Origin of the sequence: Dactylosporangium sp. NPDC049525 (assembly GCF_040676755.1) — a bacterium.
GTDB lineage: Bacteria > Actinomycetota > Actinomycetes > Mycobacteriales > Micromonosporaceae > Dactylosporangium.
In genome coordinates, this window is sequence record NZ_JBFAPO010000020.1 from 1 (window position 1) to 17,828 (window position 17,828).

The following is a 17,828-nucleotide window of genomic DNA, read 5'->3' on the forward strand; positions in this document are numbered from 1 at the left end:
GCCCCGGCGAGCAGGCGACCGGCCCGGCCGCCACGGCGGGCGGCGCTGCCGCTGTTGCCAGCAGCGGCGCGGCCGGTGGTGCGGCCGAGCCGGACGGCGGTCCAGAGCAGGGCGAGGACGGCGAAGCCGACGCCGTCGGCGACCTGCGCGGCGGGTTCGTGGGTGCCGAGCAGGATGACCAGGGCGAGGGTGCCGGTGGGCACGGCGACCGGGGCGGCGGCCCGCAGCGCGGCGGTCCGGCCCGGCGCCGCCGTCACCCGCAGCGCCACCGCGGACGCGGCCGCCCCGCAGGCCAGGCCCAGGATCCACGGGACGACGACCAGCCGCGGTTCGGTGACCGGTGGCAGGGTGGTGAGCAGCTGCTTCCAGCCGTACACCGCCGACTCCGCCAGGGTCCGGACGGTCCCGGCCGACAACGGTGCCCCCGGCAGGACCAGTGGCACGCCACCGGCGAAGAACACCGCGACGACCGCGGCGGCGAGCACCAGCACCGGTTTGCGGACGGCGCTGACGGCATGGCTGAGCACCAGCCCGGCGCCGACGCCGGCCGCGCCGACGCCGAGGTAGGTCCAGCCGGCGAACGTGGTCGCGAACCCGAGCAGCGCCAGGGTGCTCAGGACCGCGACGAACGCGGCGTCGGTGAGATCGGTGCGGGTCGTTCTCATCGCATGAGCCCCGGCAGGTCGGCGAGCTCGGACAGGGTGACGACGGTGAGGGCGGCGTGCGCGGCGAGCCGCGGCCGGGCGCCCGGCTCGACCCGCACCGCCACGGCCGGCATCCCGGCGGGCAGTTGCGCGCAGGCGCGGCGCAGGTCGGCGAACGTGGGCCGGGACCCGGTGACGACGACGGCGTAGGTGGCCTCCGGCACCGCCCGGACCCCGCGGGCCACCAGCTGCGGCAGGCCGCCGGCCGGGCTCAGGACGGCGCGGGCGCAGGTGTCCAGGACCTTCTGCCGGTTGCGGCGGGAGGCGAGGTCGCTGCCGGTCCAGTGCGCCCCGGCCAGCAGGGTGACGTCCACGGCGTCGTCGACGGACCGGACCGCGACGGATGCGGCCGCGGACACCGCCGTCTCGAACTCGTCGGGGTCGCCGTACGCGGCCTCGCTGTCGTCGACGGCGACGAGCAGGCAGGTGCGGCGGGTGTCCTGGAACTGCCGGACCAGGAACGTGTTCGCCTTCGCCGAGGACCGCCAGTGGATGTACCGGCGGTCGTCGCCGGGCACGTACTCCCGCAACGTGTGGAAGGCGAGGTCGCTCATCGACACGTCGTTGGTGGTGCGGCCCTCCAGGTCGCGCAGCAGCCCCCGGCCGACGGGTTCGAGGCGGACCGTCGCCGGGTGCACGAACACCTCCTGCAGCCCGGCCCACTCGACCCGGCGCTGCAGCAGCCGCAGCGGGTCGCCGCGGACGCTGGTCGCGGGGCCGACCGGGATGACGCCGCGGCGCCGGGCGTGGAGCTCGAAGGCGTTGGCGTGGGTCGCGCCGGCGGCGAGCCCGGGCACGGCGAACGCCTCCACCGCGGTGCCGGTGCCGACCTCGAGGGTGAACGGCAGCAGCCGGCGCGGCGCGACGTTGGTGACGGTCACGGTCACCGGGGCGTGTTCGCCGGCGACGATGCGGCGGCGCTGCGGGGCGACGTCCACGGTGATCGCGGTCCGCCCGATCGTGAACAGCGCCGCGATCCCGAGCGCGAACAGGCCGGTGAGGCCGGCCGTGACGGCCTCGGCCCAGCCGGCGTACACCCCGGCGGCCAGCACCAGCACCGACCCAGCCAGCACCAGCCGGCCGAGCGGCGTCACGACCTGCACGACCCCGGTGGGCAGCTTCATGCGGCCCGCTCCAGCGGCGGCGCCACCTCGTAGAAGATCTCCCGCAGGACCTGGTCGACGGTGACCCCGTCGAACTGGGCCTCGGCGTTGACGAGGACCCGGTGCGACAGCAGCGGCTGGGCCAGCATCCGGATGTCGTCCGGGGTGACGTAGGTGCGGCCGTGCGCGATCGCCCACGTCTTCGCGCACCGCACGTAGGCGAGGCAGCCGCGGGCGGAGACGCCGAGCTTCACGTGCTTGTGCTGCCGGGACGCCTCGGCGATGCGGCTGACGTAGGCGAGGATCTCGTCGCGGACGTAGACGTGGTCGGCGAGGCGGCTCAACGGTTCCAGGACCCCGGCGGCGATGATGGGGCGCACGTCGGCGGCCCGGTCACGCACGGCCGCGTCGCGCAGCAGCGCCACCATCGCGTCGTGGTCGGGGTAGTCGAGGCCGGCCTTCATCAGGAACCGGTCGAGCTGCGCCTCCGGCAGCGGGTAGGTGCCGGCCTGCTCGACCGGGTTCTGGGTGGCGATGACCATGAACGGCTTGCCGACCGGGTAGCGGGTGCCGTCGACCGTCACGTGGCTCTCGTCCATGACCTCGAGCAGCGCCGACTGGGTCTTCGGCGAGGCCCGGTTGATCTCGTCGGCGAGGACGATCGAGTGGAAGATCGGGCCGGGCATGAACTCGAACCGGCGGGTGCTCTGGTCGTACACCTGGACCCCGGTGACGTCGGAGGGCAGCAGGTCCGGGGTGAACTGGATGCGGGAGCTGGTGCCCTTGACGGTGTTGGCGAGCGCCCGGGCCAGGGACGTCTTGCCGGTGCCCGGGTAGTCCTCCAGCAGCAGGTGCCCCTCGGACAGCAGGCAGGTGAACGCGAGCCGCACGACGTGGTCCTTGCCGAGGATCGCGGCGTTGACGTTCGCGACCAGCCGGTCGAAGGTCTCGCGGAACTTCGCGGCCTGCTCAGGGGTGACGTTCATGAGGGGGGTCCTTCCGTGATTACGCAGGCCATGTGAAGGTCCCGCTGACCCCGCCGCAGGTGACGGTGACCCATTCGCCGGGGTAGCCGTACCAGTTGCCGGAGTCCTTGGTCTGGTTCGCGGTCCAGGTGCCGCTGAAGAAGCCGCCGGGGCCGTGCTGGCTGTTGAAGGTGCAGGTGACGTTGCCGGGGAAGTTCGCGGTGGTGACCCGGATGTAGCCGCACGAGGTGCTGGAGCAGGTCCCGCCGGCGCAGGCCGCGCCGCCACCGCCGCCGCACCGCGCGCCCCGGGAGACGGTGACCGTCGCCGGGGCCGGGCCGGTCGTCTGCGTGTGCGACTGGGTCAGGGTCGTGCGACCGGCGTCGGTCACGGTGACGTTGATCGTGTCGGAGGCGTTGTAGCCGACGACGTCGCTGCCGGAGTAGCTCCAGTAGCCGGGGCCGGTGGTGTACGTGTCGGTCCGCACGCTCGTTCGGACCGTGACGGTCGCGGGCCGGCCGTTGGGGTCGACACTGACCACCCAGTTGGCGTTCGGCCCGCTCGCGAACGTGTTGATGGTCAGGTCCTTCATCGGCCCGTAGGTGGTGACGTTCGCCGCCACGGCGGTGTTGCACGGGCTGCCGGAGCCGGCCCCGCCGCTGCTGCCGTTGCAGGACTGCAGGTTCAGCGCGACGCTCTGCCCGTTCGGCAGGCCGTTGACGGTCTGCGTGGCGCCGCCCTGCCCGCCGGTCGGGTACGTCCACGTGCCGCAGCTGCCGCCGCTCCACGTGCACGTGACGGTGTTGGTGGCGCCGTGCGAGGCGGGCGCGTCGAACCGCAGCGTCGCCTGCCCGTCCGCGCCCGTCGGGGTCGCCGACGCGTTGGTGATGGCGTCGGGAGTCGACGCGGCCTCCATCTGGGTGCCGGGGCCGGCCGGCGACGCGTGCCCGACCGAGTTCTCCGCGGTCAGCGTGTACGTGTAGACGGTGCCGTCGTTGGCGAGCCCGTCGTCGGCGCAGGACCGGGCCGTCACCGCCGCGCAGACCACCTTGCCGCCGCCACCGGAGCGGTTGACGGTGTACGTGGTCGGACCGGGACCGTTGGGGCCGACCGCCGACCAGGACACGGTGACCGCCCGCGACGACTTGTCCGCGGAGTCCACCGAGGTGACCGCCGGCGCGGGCGGCGTGGCCGGGGCGCCCGCCGACTGACCGTCCACTGTGGCCGCCTCGCCGGGGCCCTTCGCGTTCACCGCGACGACGGTGAACGTGTAGACGGTGTCGTTGTCCAGCCCGGTGGCGGTGAGGGCGGTGCCGGGCGAGGACTGCCGGCCGCCGCCGGTCCAGGTGACGTCGTAGCGCTGCACCGGCGTGCCCTCGTTGGGCGGCGCGGTCCAGCTCAGCCGCAGCGTGTGGTCCTGCGGGTCGGCGGTGGCCAGGGCGGTGACCGCGCCCGGGACGGTGTTGGGCTGCGCGACCGCCGACGCGGCGCTGGGCTTGCTCCAGCCGACGAGGTTGCGGGCCCGCACCGTGAACGTGTAGTTCTGCCCGTTGGTGAGGCCGGTGATCAGGCACGGCGACGCCGCGCACGCCTGGGTGCCGCCGGACCAGGCGACCTCGTACTGCTCGATCGGCGCGCCGTTGTTCGCCGGAGCGCCCCACGACAGCGCCACCGACTTGCTCAGCACGGTCCGGTCGATGGCGGGGGTGCCGGGTGCGTCGGGCACGCCGAGGACGTGCAGCGTGATCTGCCCGGTGACGTGCCGGTCGGTGCGGGCCTTGTCGGCGACGTCGGTGACGGTCACCGCGAACGTCATGGTGCCGTGCGCGTCGCCGGCGGGGGTGAGCTGGACGGTCGCGCCGGTGCTGGCGACGGTGGCGTTCATCCCGCCGGTCTTGCTGACCGACACGACGCTGATCTGCGGGTCGCGCAGCTGCGAGCGCACGTAGCGGGTGAGGTCGACGGTGGTGGCCTCGCCGGCCTTGATGCCGTCGACGGTGACCGCGCTGATCGACGGCGGCGCCGCGGCGAGGACCTTCACGGACAGTTCGGCGGTGACGCCGTCGTGCCCGTTCACGCCGACGGTGACGACGCCGGTCGAGCCGGGCGGCGAACCGGCGGCGGCGGTGACCGTGCCGACGTGCTCGCCGGAGCCGGCCAGGGTGACGTTGCCGGCCGGCTGCTGCTTCCAGCCGAAGGTGTACGTGAGCGCGGGCAGCGTGCCGCGGTCCGGCGCCCACACGTGGCAGATCGCGGTGACGTCGAGGCTGAGCGGGGCGCCGCCCTCCACGACCGGCAGCGGGTCGTCGGGGCAGTGCAGGACCGGGGTCGGCGGGCCGACCTGGACCGGGACGGTGATGACGGCGAGCAGCCCGGCCGGGTCGGTGAGCGACGTGCCGTCGGTGACCTCGAAGGTGAGCGCGCCCGGGCCGCTGTAGCCGCCCTTCGCGGTCAGCACGATGGTGTGCTCGCCGTCGGCCTTCGCGGTCAGCGACGCGGCCGGGGACGCCCACAGCCGGTCGGTGGTGGTGAGCCGGACCGTCTTGCCGGCCGGGTCGGTGACGTAGCCGGGAAGCTCGACGCGGGTGGTGCCGTCCCGGTCGACGGTGATCGTCTTGCCTGGGGTGGCGTAGGGGGCGCCGGCGCCGGGGACCGGCACGTGGATGAGCCCGATCGCGGTCGCCCCGCCCGGGTCCTTCACTTCGTAGGCGACGGTGTGCGGCACGTCGGTGACGGGGACGGTGATCCGCCCGCCGGCCTGCGTCGCGGCCGGGTCGAACACCCGGGTGACGACGAGGTCGGCGGCGTCGCCGTCCGGGTCGACGCACTGCTTGGCGATGTCGACGGTGACGGTGCGGCCACCGGCCGGCACGGCCGGGTAGGCGTCGAACGCCACCGGCGGGATGTCGTAGTCCCGTTGCCCGCGCACGGTGAGCGTGGCGGCCGAGGGTTCACCGATGCCGTTGGTGATGGTGTACACCACGACGAGCGGCTTGCCGGTGAGCTCGGGCACGACCACGTCGATCGGGCCGTCCGGGCCGCTGAGGCTGACGCCCGGCGAACTGCCGTCGAGGGGTTCGATGCTGACGGTGTCGGCGTAGATGTCGTTGGCGAGCACGTCGACGTGCAGCTTCGCCCCGGGCGCGGCGGTGACCTCGTCGTCGACGGCGACCGGCGGCTGCGGCGCGCCCGGCGGGGCGACACCGACGCGGACCGTCGACTCGCCGACGCCGCCGAAGCGGTCGGTGACGCGGTAGGTGAACGTGTCGGTGCCGGCGCTGGTCGGGTACGCCTGGTATTCGAGGGAGGTGGCGTTGACGCTCAGGACCCGGCCGAGGGTCGGCGCGGAGCCGAGACCGACGAGGGTGACCGCGTCGCCGTCGGGGTCGGCGCCGGTGACCGGGATCGTGATGCGGACGGTCTGCCCGGCCACGGCCCGGCCCTCGACCGGCAGCGGCGCCGGCGGGCGGTTGGCGTTGGCGGCGCCCGGCAGCGGCAGCACCGTGGCCCGCAGCTGCCCGGTGGCCTGGTCGCCGGCGGTGTTGCGGACCACGTAGGCGACGCTCACCTGCAGCGGTGCGGTCACGGTCGGCGGCGGCACGTACCGGACGAGGTCGCCGGTCACGTAGGCGCGGCCGTTGACGTCCGGGTCGTTGCCCTTGGCCGAGGTGACGGTGAGCTGCCCGGCGCCGGGCGTGCCGGGGACGTCGGCGGCGAGGGACATCGGCGCGCCGCCGGGGTTGGTGTCGTTGTCGAGGACGGCGACGGTGGCCACGTCCCCGGCCCGGACGGTGACGGCGTCGTCCTTCGGGGCGGGCCTGATGTCGGGTGCCTCGGGCAGCCGGGTGACGCTGACCTCGCCGGTGACGGGTGCGGTGGTGCCGTCGGTGACGCTGTAGCGCACCAGTTGCGGCTGCGCGGACGTGGCCGCGTTCAGCGCGGCGATGCGCAGCCACCGCCCGTCGACGATGGCGACGCTGAGCTGCGCCTTGTCGTCCACAGTGGACGCGCGTTGCACCAGCAGCACCCCGCCGGACGCGGCGAAGTCGTTGGCGAGCACGTCGACGGTGGTGGCGAGCTGCCCGCGCAGGACGGCGTAGTCGGGCATGGCGACCGGTGGCGTCGGCGACGCCGGGACCGGCACGACGTCGACGCGGATCTGTCCCTTGGCGAACGGGGCGTTGCCGAAGGCGACCTTGTACTCCAGCAGGTACGGGCCGGGTTTCGCGGCGGTCAGCACGACCGTGCCGTTCTTGAGGTTCGTCACGACGGTGCTGTTGGCGGGGCTGGCCAGTTCACCGGCGAGGGCGAGCCGCGCGGCCGGGTTCGCCGGGTCGGAGCCGGGCAGGTCGTTGTCCAGCGGGCGGACCGTGATCGGCTGCCCGACCTGCCCGCGGGCCACGTCCGGCTGGGCGGTCGCGGCGACCGCGTTGGTGGCGGTGGCCGCCTGCACGGTCACGTCGGCGGCGCCGGCGACGGGCGGGGCGATGCCGTCGGACACCTGGTAGGTGAGGCGCTGCTGCCCGCCGTCGGCCGGTGCGGTGTAGTCGAGGAAGCCGTCGGGGGTGGTGGTGACGGTGCCGGCCTTGGCGGTGGCGCCGGTGAGGGCGACTGGGTCGCCGTCGAAGTCGCGCCAGTCGGTGAGGACCGGCAGCGACAGCTGCCCGCCGGCCGGCACGGTCCACGGCGGCGGTTTGAAGCCGGTCCGCAGCGCGGGTGCGGTGTTGTCGTTCGGGCCGCGCAGCTGCACGGTGACCGCGGCGTCGGCGGAGGCGGTGCCGTCGTCGACGGTGTAGCGGAAGTGCACCGCCGCGCCGGGCTTCACCTGCGTCGGCACGGTCAGCGCGACGGACTGCCCGTCGGCGGCGATGACCACCCGCACGTCCGGGTTGTCGGGCGTGGTCACGGCGGTCACGGACAGGATCTGACCGGACGGGTCGGAGTCGTTGTCCAGCACGTACAGCAGCGTGGTGCGGCCGGGCCGGGCGCCGAGGGTGTCGTCGACGGCCTTCGGCTTGCGGTCCGGCAGCGGGACGTCGTTCTCGTTCTTCTTGGTCTTGTCGTCGTCGACCTGGACCGGCGGCGGGCGCACCGACGACCAGTTGTCGACCCGGCGCTGGTCGGCGAGGTCCCACACGGCGCCGGTGCTCAGGTCGTTGAGGACGATCGCGCCGCGGTTGACCCGGAACACGGGCCGTTCGAGGACCTGCGCGTCCTTGAGGTTGCCCTTGGTGGCGGGCCCGCCGCCGCAGGCGCGGAAGTAGCCGCCGGTGGTGCCGGACCAGGCGGCGTGGACGCAGTCGTCGAGCCGGACCGGGGCGGCCGGGTCGCCGCCGGGCGCCGCGCCGAGCGTCGTGACGGCGCCGCTGGCGACGTCGACGGCGAGCAGCGCCTTCCCGGTCGCGACGACGACGGTGCCGGCCGCCGGGCCGGGACGCTGCAGGACGGTCTTGTCGTCGACGCCGGTCAGCTGGGCGGCTCCGCCGTCGATCGCGGTCAGCCGGCCGGAGACGGCGTCGAGCACGACGGCGCGGTCGCCGACGGCGGTCAGCAGGGGCCGGCCGATCGGGCCGAGCTGCTGATAGGTGGCCGCGGCGAACCCGCCGGCCGCCGGGGTGACGGTGGCGAGGCGGCCGTCGGCGGACAGCGCGTGGATGGTGCCGTCGACGCCGACGGCGAGGACCGCCTTCTCCCCGACCGTGGCGACGGGGGTGCCGGCCTGGTCGAGCTCGGTCAGCGACGACAGGCCGTGCGCGCCGTCGACGCGGACCGCCCACACCTTGCCGGACTGCGGGTCCAGGACGGCGAGGGTGCCGCCGGCCAGCCCGACCTGCTGGGCCGCGGCGACCGGGATGCCACGGTCGCCGACGGTGACGCCGCGTTGCACGTCGACGGGGATGAGCCGGCCGGTGCCCTTGTCCCAGGCGGCGACGGCCTTGCCGTCCTGCACGACGTCGAGGGCGTAGGCCTGCTGCGCGCCGCCGGGCGGGTACAGCGCGGCGTCGAGGGACCCGGCCGGTTTGTTGAGCCGGCCGAAGAGGCCGTCCTTGTCGCTGGTGACCCAGATACCGCCGTCGTTGAGCTCGACCCGGCGCACCGGGAACCCGGCGGCGAAGACGGCGGAGACGATGAGGATGAGCGCGCCGCCGCCGATGACAAGCACGGAGGCCAGCTCGGTCCAGCGGCGGCGAACCTGGCTGAGGATCGCCCTGGCGTCGGGGGTCCTCATCGGCCACATCCGGCCGGGGACCAGTCGACGGTGCCGTTGCCGCCGTCGGCGCGCACGACCCTGACCTGCACGCAGACCTCGGTCCCGGCGGGCGCCTCGACGTCGACGGTGGGGCTGTCGACCACACCGGTCTTCGCGCCGTCCTTGGTCTGCCAGGCGAACGTGTCGCTGTCGTACGGGGCCGAATAGGTCCAGGTGAACCGCAGGTGCGCCGGGTCGGTGCGTTCGGCGACGACCGTGGGGATGCCGGGCGGGACCAGGTCGCCGCCGGCGCCCGCGTCCTGCGCCGGTGCCGTCTCCTGTCCGGCCTGCCCGGTCCGCTCGGCCGGCGGGTCGTCTCCCCCGATGGCGGCGTAGACCACGGCGCCGGCGACCAGTACCAGCGCTGCGGCGGCAAGCATCCAGCGGCGGTTGCGGGGCGGTTCCTCCGGCTCGGTCGCCGCGACCGGGGTGGCCGGGGGCGCCGCGGTCCGGCGCTGGGTGCGGGTCTCCACGCCCGGCTCGGCGGGTTTCGGGCGCCGGATCCGGGTGCGGGTCAGCAGTGCCTCGTCGTTGTCGGTGACGGAGGCGTTCGCCGGTGCGGTCGCGGGCATGGCGGCGGGCGTGGTGGGCTGCTGGTGCCATGGATCGTCGGCGCGGACCGGGCCGCCGCACGCCGCCTCGATGCGTTGCAGCTCGCGGACCACGTCCAGGGCGGCCGCCGGCCGGGAACCGGGCGCGGGGGCGAGCATCCTCGCCAGGAACTGCTCCAGCTCGGGCGGGACGTCGGCGCGGCCGGTGCGCGGGGCACGGCCGGCGAGGATGCGGGCCTCCATCGCCTCCGGGGAGTTGTCGCCGGGCCGCGCCGGCGACACGGCGAACGGCATCCGGCCGGTCAGCAGGTTCCACAGGGTCGCGCCGAGGGAGTAGATGTCGGCGGTGGTGTCGGCCGGCTCGCCGCGCAGCACCTCCGGCGGCGCCCACGGCACCGACACGGCGATGCCGCCGTCCTCGTCGCCCGGATCCTCGTTCAGCACGCTGATGCCGAAGTCGGTGAGGCGCGGGTTGCGGTACTCGTCGGTGAGGATGTTCGCCGGTTTGATGTCCCGGTGGATGATGCCGAGGGCGTGCGCGGCCTGCAGCGCGTCGGCGATCTGCACCCCGATGCGCAGCACCCGCCGGACCGTGAACGGGCCGCGTTTCAGCAGCGTCCACAGGTCCTCGCCGGGGCAGTACGCCATCACGATGTAGGGCCGGTCGCCGTCCTCGGCGCTGAAGAAGACCGAGACGATGTTGCCGTGGTTGCTCAGCTTCGCCATCTTGTTGGCCTCGGCGACGACCCGCGCGGACGCGCCCCGCTCCGCGCCGCGCAGGGTCAGCACCTTCACCGCCACGTCGCGCTGCTCACGGACCTGGTGGTAGCGCAGGACCACGGAGTGCCCGCCGCCGGCGATGCGGCCGCGGAACTCGTACCCGGCGATGACCGGCGGCTGCACACCCACGCCGCTCAGCCCGCTCACGCCGCTCACCCGGTCACCTCGAAGCGGAACGAGACGTCCTCGGTGAGGCCGACGACCGCACCGGGGCGCAGCACCTGGCCGCCGCCGCGGGGCAGCTCGGCGGGCGCCTCACCGGGCTGCTCGACGAACGTGCCGTTGCGGGACTCGAGGTCGACGGCGATGACGTCCCAGCCGTCGAGCCGGACCTCCACGTGCCTGCGGGAGATGTCGTTGTACGGGCTGGACAGCTTCACGTAATGCGGCTCGTCGGCGCCGCTGCCGGAGGGGGTACCGGGTGCCCGGCCGAGCAGCACGTCGCGGTCGAGCAGGATGGTGTCGCCGGTCGACAGCCGCAGGATGCCCAGCGGCGGCCGGGTGACCCGCACCGGCGACTGCACCAGCAGCGGCTGCCCGCAGACCCGGCAGTCGCGGGCGGCCGGGTCGTTGAGGTGCCCGGCGGGGCAGCGTACGGCGCTGACGGTCGGCGCTTGCCCGGTGCCGCCGCGGCCGGCGCGCACCGTGGTGAAGATGAGCGCGTCGTCCTCCTCGGCGCCCGGAGCCACAACGGGCGGCATCGGCTGCACGTGCGGCGGCTGAACCTGCGGCGGCTGCGCGTGCAATGGCTGGATCTGCGGTGGCTGTGCGTGCGGTGGCTGGACCGGCAGCGGCTGGACCGGCAGCGGCGGTGTGTGGATCAGCGGTGGGGTGTGGATCAGGGGTGGGGTCTGGGTGAGCGACGCCGGGACGGCCGGGGGCGGCGGGGTGTGGGTCGGGCGGGCCGGCGGGGGCGTGACGAGCCAGTCGAGGTCGTCGAGGTCGATGACGTCGTCGGTGGTCGCGCCGCGGCCGGCCGGGCCGGTCTCGTTCGGCCGGACCGTGGTGAGGCCGATCGGCTCCGGCAGCGGCTCCTGGTGGACTCCCGGGTGCGGCTCGACGTGCGGCGCCGGGACGGGCGGCGGCTCGGCGAACTCCTCGGTCTGCACCGGGGCGGCCGTGGTGAGCCCCATCATGGCGAAGAAGCGGGTCGGATCCTCCTCCGGGCCGTCGGCGGGCTCGACGGGCACCTGGCTCGGTCGCTCAACGGGCACCTGGCTCGGTGGCTCGACCGGCGCCGCCAGCAGCTCGACCGGCGCCGCCAGCGGTTCGACCGGCGCCGCCAGCAGTTCGACCGGTGCCGGAGGCGGCAGCTCGGTGGGTTGCGGCCGGTGCTCGGCCAGCGGCGCCAGGCGGGTCGTCAGGTCGGCGGCCAGCACCACACCCGAGTCCAGCGGCAGCGGGTCTGCCGCGTCCGCGGAAGTGGCGACGCCGCCGCCGAGACGCACGGCGGCGACCGGCCGGTCGAACTCGACCTCGGCGGTGCCGGTGCCGGAATCCGGGCGCAGCGCGGTGACGTGGCCGTCGACGCCGACGATCTCGGCCCAGGCGGCGCCGCACACCACGGCCCGCACCCCGCCGGCGCGGTGGTGCGCCACGGCGAACGCCTGCGGCGCGCCCGCGGCCTTGAGCGCCAGGGTCAGCTCGGTGAGGTCGGCGCCGGCGCGGACCAGCGGCCAGCACTCCCGCACGACCGGGTCGCCGGGGGCCGCGTCGGCGAGCAGCCACAGGTCGGGGCCCGCCATCGCGAGCCAGCCGCCGGGCGTGTAGCCGGTGCCGATGACCGGATGCGCCGCCGTCACGCCCGCCGCCTCGGTGGTGTCGTGTGGACGTCCTCGTCCGGATCCGCGGGCGCGACGTGGTCGACCACGACGGCGGTCACATTGTCGCGGCCGCCGGCGCTGACGGCTCGGCGTACCAACGAATCCGCGGCGTCCTGAGCGCCGGTCTCGGCCCGCAGCACCGCGGCGATCTCCGTGTCGGCGAGCTCCCGGGGCAGCCCGTCGGAGCAGATCAGGAACCGCTCCCCCGGCGTCGGCGGGAACACCCACAGGTCGGCGTCCGGACCAGGATCCGTGCCCAGCGCCCGGGTCACCACGTGCTGGCGGACCGCATCGTTCAGCTCCGAATGGTCAACGGTGATCTGGGTGAGCGCGTCGTCGACGAACCGGTACACGCGGGAGTCGCCGACGTTGAACACCGCCCAGTGCTCCGTGCCGGCCACCCGCACCAGGCTCACCCCGGCCACCGTCGTGCCCATCCCGGTGCGCGCCGGGTCGGCGACGGCGGAGGCGAGGATGTCGCGGTTGGCGCGGGCGATCTCGGCGCGGACGTCCTGCGGCCCGCGGTCGGGGCGTTCCACCAGCCGGCGCAGCGCCGCGACGGCGAGGCCGCTGGCGACGTCACCGGCGGCGTGCCCGCCCATCCCGTCGGCAACCGCGTACACCCCGGCGCCGGCGAACGCACTGTCCTCGTTGCGGCTGCGCACCCGGCCGGTGTCGGAGGCCGCGCCGACCCGCGTCAGCACCATCAGACGCCGACCTTCTCGCCGAAGAGCTCCTCGAGCCGGGCGGCGATCGCGTCGCGGCTCGACGGCCGCCCCACGTCTGGGCTGTCGGCCGTGTCGGACAGCAGCCACGTTCCTTCCGCGTTGCGCGCCGCCGCGACGCCGACCTCGGGCCCGTCACCGGCGGTGGACCGGAACAGGACCGCGGCCTCGCCGTCGCCGGCGGTGCACAGGTCGAGGAACCGCACCAGCGGGCGGGCGAGCGGCTCGGCGGGGTCGACGGCCTCGACCCGGTAGAGCCCGAACGAGCCCGGGTAGACGGCGATGCGGGCCGCGGTGCCGCTGAACAGGTGCACCACGACGGGCCGGCCGTCGATCCAGCCGGCCGCCTCGGACACGGTGTGCCGCGTCGACAGCGCCGCGATCGCGGCGACGACCAGGTCTCCCGGCACCACGTCGCCGTTCACCTCGGTGCACAGCCCGCGGGCGAGCAGCGACGCCATCCCGGAGGCGACGACGATGTCGCTGCTCGCCTCGGATTGCAGGTTCAGCCGCTCGCGCACCGCATCGGCCGGCTGCGCGCCGGCCGACCGGAGCAGGAACTCGAGCTCCGCGAACGTGAACAACGTGCCTTCGGCCATGGCCGGGTCCGCTCCTTCGTCAGTCATGAGCCGGCGTTACCAGCCGAGCAGTTTCTTGGCGTTGTTGAACCCGCCCTCGGCGATGTCCACCACCGCCCCACCGACGTCGCCCACGGCACGGCCGACGTCCGCGACCGCGCTGACGACGTGGCCGCCGGCGTCGTACAGGTGATGACCCGCGTCGATCACGCCGTTGACGGCGGCGAGCTTCGCGTCATCGGGGACCAGCAGGTTCCAGCCGACGTCCGCGACGAAGATGCCGATCGCGGCCGGCGGGAACCCGATCGTCGCCAGCTCCAGCAGCGGAAACGCGACGTCGGCGACGACGTCGGCGGTGGCAACCTTGGTGCTGTCCCAGTTGCCGGTCCGGTTGCCGTGCTGAATGGCGTTGACGAGCGTGTACACGTCGATGGCACCGCCGACGACGTCGCCGACCCCACCGACCGCCTTGGCGACCTTGCCGAACTTCTTGGCGTCGAGCTGGCCGAGGACCGTGGCGATCCCGCCGATGACGACCGTGTTGAGGTCGCCGAGAACCTTGAGGAACCCGCCGTTCTGGTCGACCGGGCCGCTGAGCGTGCACGAGGGCGGGAACGACCCACCGCCGCCGCCCGTGCCGTCGGCGCCGCTGGCGATGCGCTGCTCCTGCGCGTTGCGGACCGCGACGACCGACGCGGCGCGGGTCGAGCCGGCCGCCTGCAGCAGCAGCCCGGACAGCCGGTGCTGCCACAGGTCGCGGAAGTGCTGACCGTCCTCGCCGTCCCACGCGGTCCGGGCGAACGCCGCGCTGACCTCACTGCGGATGCCCTCGAGGCGGTTGGCCGCCTCCTGCATGCGCAGGCCGAGCCGTTGCAGCTCGTCCGCATCAGCACCGGACATACCCGCCATGCAGTGCTCCCGTCCGACGTATCGACCAATTTGCCCCGCGATGCCGTTGCCCAGCGGAGCGTGAGCGCACAGGTACGCAGCGGCGGCCGGTCGGCGCGGTAGACGTTAGCGGCCGAATCGTCGATGTCACGGCCTCCGTGCGGACGTCAGCACCTTCGGCCGCGGCACGTCAGGCTGCCGGGGCGGCACCACCTGCCGCCTCGATGCCTGCGTCACATCGAACGTCTTTGCCGCACGGCAAACGCCTCGAAAGATCAACCCGATCGGCCGACCACCGGCGGTGTACGGCCCTCCACCGCGCTCATGATTGACTTTGCGCGGCCGCCACCTGAGAATCCGCGCCTGCGCGGGACCGGGACAGCCACCCGCCGGCCGGTGCGGTCAGCCTGGGCTGTGCGCCGCGACGCGCTTCACGCCAACACGCGTCAGGCAGTGTTGGTGACGGCCGTCAGCAGCCGCTTGAGCTGTGCGACCAGTTGATCGTCGCCGCTTGTGAGCACCTGGTCGTTGCCGGCCCGGTTGTAGAGCCAGTACAACAGTTCGGCCGGCTCGCCCTGAACACGTGCCCGGGTGGCCTGGTCGGGGACCTGCCCGGGATCGCACCGGGAGACGTCGGCGCCGTCAGGTCGCACAGTTATCCACCAGGCGGTGTCTCTGGCTGACACGGCCACCACGTTGCCGTCCCAATCGTTCAGGTGAGCGGCGAACTCCTCGGGAAACAGCCGGGTAAGTTCGCCGAGAAAACCCGTCAGCATCTCGTCGATCCCATCGATCGCCAGATCGCGGGGCATCGGCACGACCGGGCCGGCCACTGCCAGTTCAGCGTCCACGCGGTGGATGGCCGTCTCGTGTGTTGTTCGCCGGGTCCAGTAGTACACGGTCTCATGCGGCATCTGGCCCACATGCTCGTCGGGCGGGCGCCCGGCCAGGTCCTGCACCACCGCGGTGTAGCCGCGGTCGAGGGCCGCCAGTGCGTCTGGAGGCAACTCCACCCTCGGAACATCCTCGGGCATGTGCAGGCGCCGCACCACGACATTGAGATAGAAGTTCGCAACATGACGGACCAGTTCCTCGACCGTCCACTCAGGGCAAGTGGGGACCGGTGCAGTCAGATCACGTGCGGCCGCGGCGCGAAGTTGGGCGACTTCGGCGTCAAGGCAGTGCAGCAGCCTGGATCTATCCATACCGGCAGTAGACCAGACACCAACGCGGCGCGCGGCGACCTCCCCACAGCGCAGCCCGGCGACGCGCCGGTTGCCGTATGCGGGAATGCCGGCCTGCTCCGGGCCCACCCTCGCCCGGCGGGAGGTCGGCAACGCTCGGACGTCGCTGCGATTGTCCACATTCCCAGGCCAGGTGCCTCACCCGGCGGGAGGGGGTCCCTGCCGGTACCCCTTTGCCCGGTGTCTCCCGGCTGGACGTGGGTAGGTGTCAGCTGGAAGCACGACTGGGGTGCCCGCGAGGTCACGATCGCTGCTTCCCCGGAACTGAGAGGAAAACGCTCATGCTGACCATCCCGCAGTTGACGCTGAACAACGACGTCGCGATTCCCGCGATCGGGTTCGGTGTGTTCCAGACGCCGCCGGACGAGACCCGCGCCGCGGTCGACGCCGCGCTGGCGGCCGGCTACCGGCACATCGACACCGCCGCCGCGTACAGCAACGAGCGCGAGGTCGGTGAGGCGATCGCCAAGTCCGGCGTCGAGCGCTCCGAGGTCTTCATCGAGACGAAGATCTGGATCAGCGACTACGGCTACGACCAGACACTGCACGGCTTCGACAAGAGCGCCGGCAAGCTCGGCGTCGACCAGATCGACCTGCTGATCCTGCACCAGGCGCTGCCGTCGGAGTTCGCCAAGACCCTGGGCGCCTACCGCGCGCTGGAGACGCTCCTGGCCGACGGCAAGGTCCGCGCCATCGGGGTCAGCAACTTCATGGTCGAGCACCTGACCGCGCTGCTGGACAAGGCCACGGTCGTGCCGGCGGTGAACCAGCTCGAGGTGCACCCGTATTTCGCCCAGCGCGACGTGCAGGAGTACGGCGCCCAGCACGGTATCCTCGCCCAGGCGTGGTCGCCGATCGGCGGTGTCACGTTCTACCGCGACAGCGGGCACTCCAGCACCCTGCAGGACCCGGTGATCGGCAAGATCGCCGAGGCGCACGGCAAGTCACCCGCGCAGGTCATGCTGCGCTGGCACCTGCAGCAGGGCCGCTCGGCGATCCCCAAGTCGACGAAGCCGGCGCGCATCGCGGAGAATCTCGACGTGTTCGACTTCGAGCTGACCGGCGGGCAGCTCGCCGCGATCGACGGCCTCGACACCGGCAAGCGCGGCGGCCCCGAGCCGGACGCCATCACCCTCGCCAGCTTCGGCCGGCCGATCCCCGAGGCCTGATCTCGCTCTCCCGCGTCGCGGGCTTGCGTTCCTACGAAGTACACGGAGGGCGAACATGCGTACCACCAACTTCGGCGACCTCACGGTCTCCCGCATCGGCCTGGGCGCGATGGGGATGTCGCACGGCTACAGCGGCGCCGGCAGCGACGACGCGGAGTCGATCCGCACCATCCACCGGGCGATCGAGCTGGGTGTCACGCTGATCGACACCGCCGAGGTCTACGGACCGTATGTCAACGAGGAACTGGTCGGCAAAGCGCTGAAGGGGCGCCGCGATCAGGTCGTGCTGGCCACCAAGTTCGGCCTCATCTCCCACGACGGCCGCGTCCCGAGCGGCCTGGACAGCAGCCCCGGCAACATCCGCGCCGCCGTCGAGGGCTCGCTCAAGCGCCTCGGCACCGGCCACATCGACCTGTACTACCAGCACCGCGTCGACCCGAGCACCCCGATCGAGGACACCATGGGCGCCCTCGCGGAACTCGTGAAGGAGGGCAAGGTCCGCCACGTCGGGCTGTCCGAGGCCTGGATCGGCACCATCCGCCGCGCACACGCCGTGCACCCGGTCACCGCCCTGCAGTCGGAGTACTCCCTGTGGACGCGGGACCAGGAGCAGATCCTGCCGGTGCTGCGTGAGCTGGGCATCGGCCTGGTGGCGTACTCCCCGCTCGGCCGGGGCTTCCTCACCGGTGCCCTGCGCACCCCGGCCGACGTCGAACGCCTCGACGACAGCGACTTCCGCAAGCACCACCCGCGCTTCACCGGCGAGAACCTCCGGCACAACCTGCGCCTCGCCGACCAGGTGCGGGCCGTCGCCGATGAGGTCGGCGCCACCTCCGGCCAGGTCGCGCTGGCGTGGCTGCTGGCCCAGGGCGACGACGTCGTCCCGATCCCCGGCACCAAGCGGGTCAGCCGCGTGGAGGAGAACGCCGCCGCGGACGCCGTCACGCTCACGCCCGAGCAGGTCGCGACCCTGACCGCGCTGCCACCGGCCGAGGGCGGCCACCACACCGAAGAGCAGATGCAGGTGATCGAACGCTGAGCCGGCCCG

General features: G+C 73.6%; 12 protein-coding genes. 2 read left to right on the forward strand and 10 right to left on the reverse strand.

Annotated features, from left to right (window positions below; translation table 11 throughout):
* The 10 genes from AB0K00_RS26865 to AB0K00_RS26910 form a co-directional block, all read right to left on the reverse strand.
* The coding region (locus tag AB0K00_RS26865) for a hypothetical protein (RefSeq protein WP_363525074.1) at positions 1-665 on the reverse strand (665 nt) is incomplete at its 3' end.
* The gene (locus tag AB0K00_RS26870) at positions 662-1,828 is read right to left on the reverse strand and encodes a DUF58 domain-containing protein (protein ID WP_363525076.1); all 1,167 of its coding nucleotides are present in this window, start codon (positions 1,826-1,828) and stop codon (positions 662-664) included. The genes AB0K00_RS26870 and AB0K00_RS26865, both read right to left, overlap by 4 nt.
* A complete protein-coding gene (locus tag AB0K00_RS26875) occupies positions 1,825-2,793 on the reverse strand; it encodes a MoxR family ATPase (RefSeq protein ID WP_363525079.1) in 969 nt (322 codons plus the stop codon). The genes AB0K00_RS26870 and AB0K00_RS26875 overlap by 4 nt, the downstream gene beginning before the upstream one ends.
* 19 nt (positions 2,794-2,812) lie before the next feature.
* Positions 2,813-9,001 carry an Ig-like domain-containing protein gene (locus AB0K00_RS26880; protein ID WP_363525081.1) on the reverse strand — a complete coding sequence of 2,063 codons (6,189 nt, stop codon included), beginning with the start codon at positions 8,999-9,001 and terminating at the stop codon, positions 2,813-2,815.
* Entirely contained in the window at positions 8,998-10,509 is a 1,512-nt protein-coding gene (locus AB0K00_RS26885; protein WP_363525084.1) for a serine/threonine-protein kinase, read from the reverse strand. The genes AB0K00_RS26880 and AB0K00_RS26885 overlap by 4 nt, the downstream gene beginning before the upstream one ends.
* The gene (locus AB0K00_RS26890; RefSeq protein WP_363525087.1) at positions 10,506-12,155 is read right to left on the reverse strand and encodes an FHA domain-containing protein; all 1,650 of its coding nucleotides are present in this window, start codon (positions 12,153-12,155) and stop codon (positions 10,506-10,508) included. The genes AB0K00_RS26885 and AB0K00_RS26890 overlap by 4 nt, the downstream gene beginning before the upstream one ends.
* Positions 12,152-12,883, reverse strand: a complete 732-nt coding sequence (locus AB0K00_RS26895) for a protein phosphatase 2C domain-containing protein (RefSeq protein WP_363525090.1) — start codon at positions 12,881-12,883, stop codon at positions 12,152-12,154. Before AB0K00_RS26895 ends, AB0K00_RS26890 begins: the two co-directional genes overlap by 4 nt.
* A complete protein-coding gene (locus AB0K00_RS26900; protein ID WP_363525093.1) occupies positions 12,883-13,527 on the reverse strand; it encodes a hypothetical protein in 645 nt (214 codons plus the stop codon). Before AB0K00_RS26900 ends, AB0K00_RS26895 begins: the two co-directional genes overlap by 1 nt.
* Before the next feature lie 9 nt (positions 13,528-13,536).
* Positions 13,537-14,379 carry a hypothetical protein gene (locus AB0K00_RS26905; RefSeq protein WP_363525096.1) on the reverse strand — a complete coding sequence of 281 codons (843 nt, stop codon included), beginning with the start codon at positions 14,377-14,379 and terminating at the stop codon, positions 13,537-13,539.
* A 434-nt stretch (positions 14,380-14,813) separates the two neighbouring features.
* Entirely contained in the window at positions 14,814-15,731 is a 918-nt protein-coding gene (locus tag AB0K00_RS26910; protein ID WP_363525099.1) for a maleylpyruvate isomerase N-terminal domain-containing protein, read from the reverse strand.
* Between the two features lie 161 nt (positions 15,732-15,892).
* On the opposite strand from AB0K00_RS26910, the gene AB0K00_RS26915 reads away from it, so the two are divergent.
* Both AB0K00_RS26915 and AB0K00_RS26920 read left to right on the forward strand, forming a co-directional pair.
* Entirely contained in the window at positions 15,893-16,780 is an 888-nt protein-coding gene (locus AB0K00_RS26915) for an aldo/keto reductase (RefSeq protein ID WP_363525102.1), read from the forward strand.
* 55 nt (positions 16,781-16,835) lie between these two features.
* Positions 16,836-17,819, forward strand: a complete 984-nt coding sequence (locus tag AB0K00_RS26920; RefSeq protein ID WP_363525105.1) for an aldo/keto reductase — start codon at positions 16,836-16,838, stop codon at positions 17,817-17,819.
* Positions 17,820-17,828 lie beyond the last annotated feature (9 nt).

What these genes read in the sequence shown, in the direction of transcription:
- AB0K00_RS26870 (WP_363525076.1), bottom strand. Translation starts at nt 1,828, where the DNA reads ATGAAGCTGCCCACCGGGGTCGTGCAGGTCGTGACGCCGCTCGGCCGG.
- AB0K00_RS26875 (WP_363525079.1), bottom strand. Translation starts at nt 2,793, where the DNA reads ATGAACGTCACCCCTGAGCAGGCCGCGAAGTTCCGCGAGACCTTCGAC.
- AB0K00_RS26880 (WP_363525081.1), bottom strand. Translation starts at nt 9,001, where the DNA reads ATGAGGACCCCCGACGCCAGGGCGATCCTCAGCCAGGTTCGCCGCCGC.
- AB0K00_RS26895 (WP_363525090.1), bottom strand. Translation starts at nt 12,883, where the DNA reads ATGGTGCTGACGCGGGTCGGCGCGGCCTCCGACACCGGCCGGGTGCGC.
- AB0K00_RS26900 (WP_363525093.1), bottom strand. Translation starts at nt 13,527, where the DNA reads ATGACTGACGAAGGAGCGGACCCGGCCATGGCCGAAGGCACGTTGTTC.
- AB0K00_RS26905 (WP_363525096.1), bottom strand. Translation starts at nt 14,379, where the DNA reads ATGTCCGGTGCTGATGCGGACGAGCTGCAACGGCTCGGCCTGCGCATG.
- AB0K00_RS26915 (WP_363525102.1), top strand. Translation starts at nt 15,893, where the DNA reads ATGCTGACCATCCCGCAGTTGACGCTGAACAACGACGTCGCGATTCCC.
- AB0K00_RS26920 (WP_363525105.1), top strand. Translation starts at nt 16,836, where the DNA reads ATGCGTACCACCAACTTCGGCGACCTCACGGTCTCCCGCATCGGCCTG.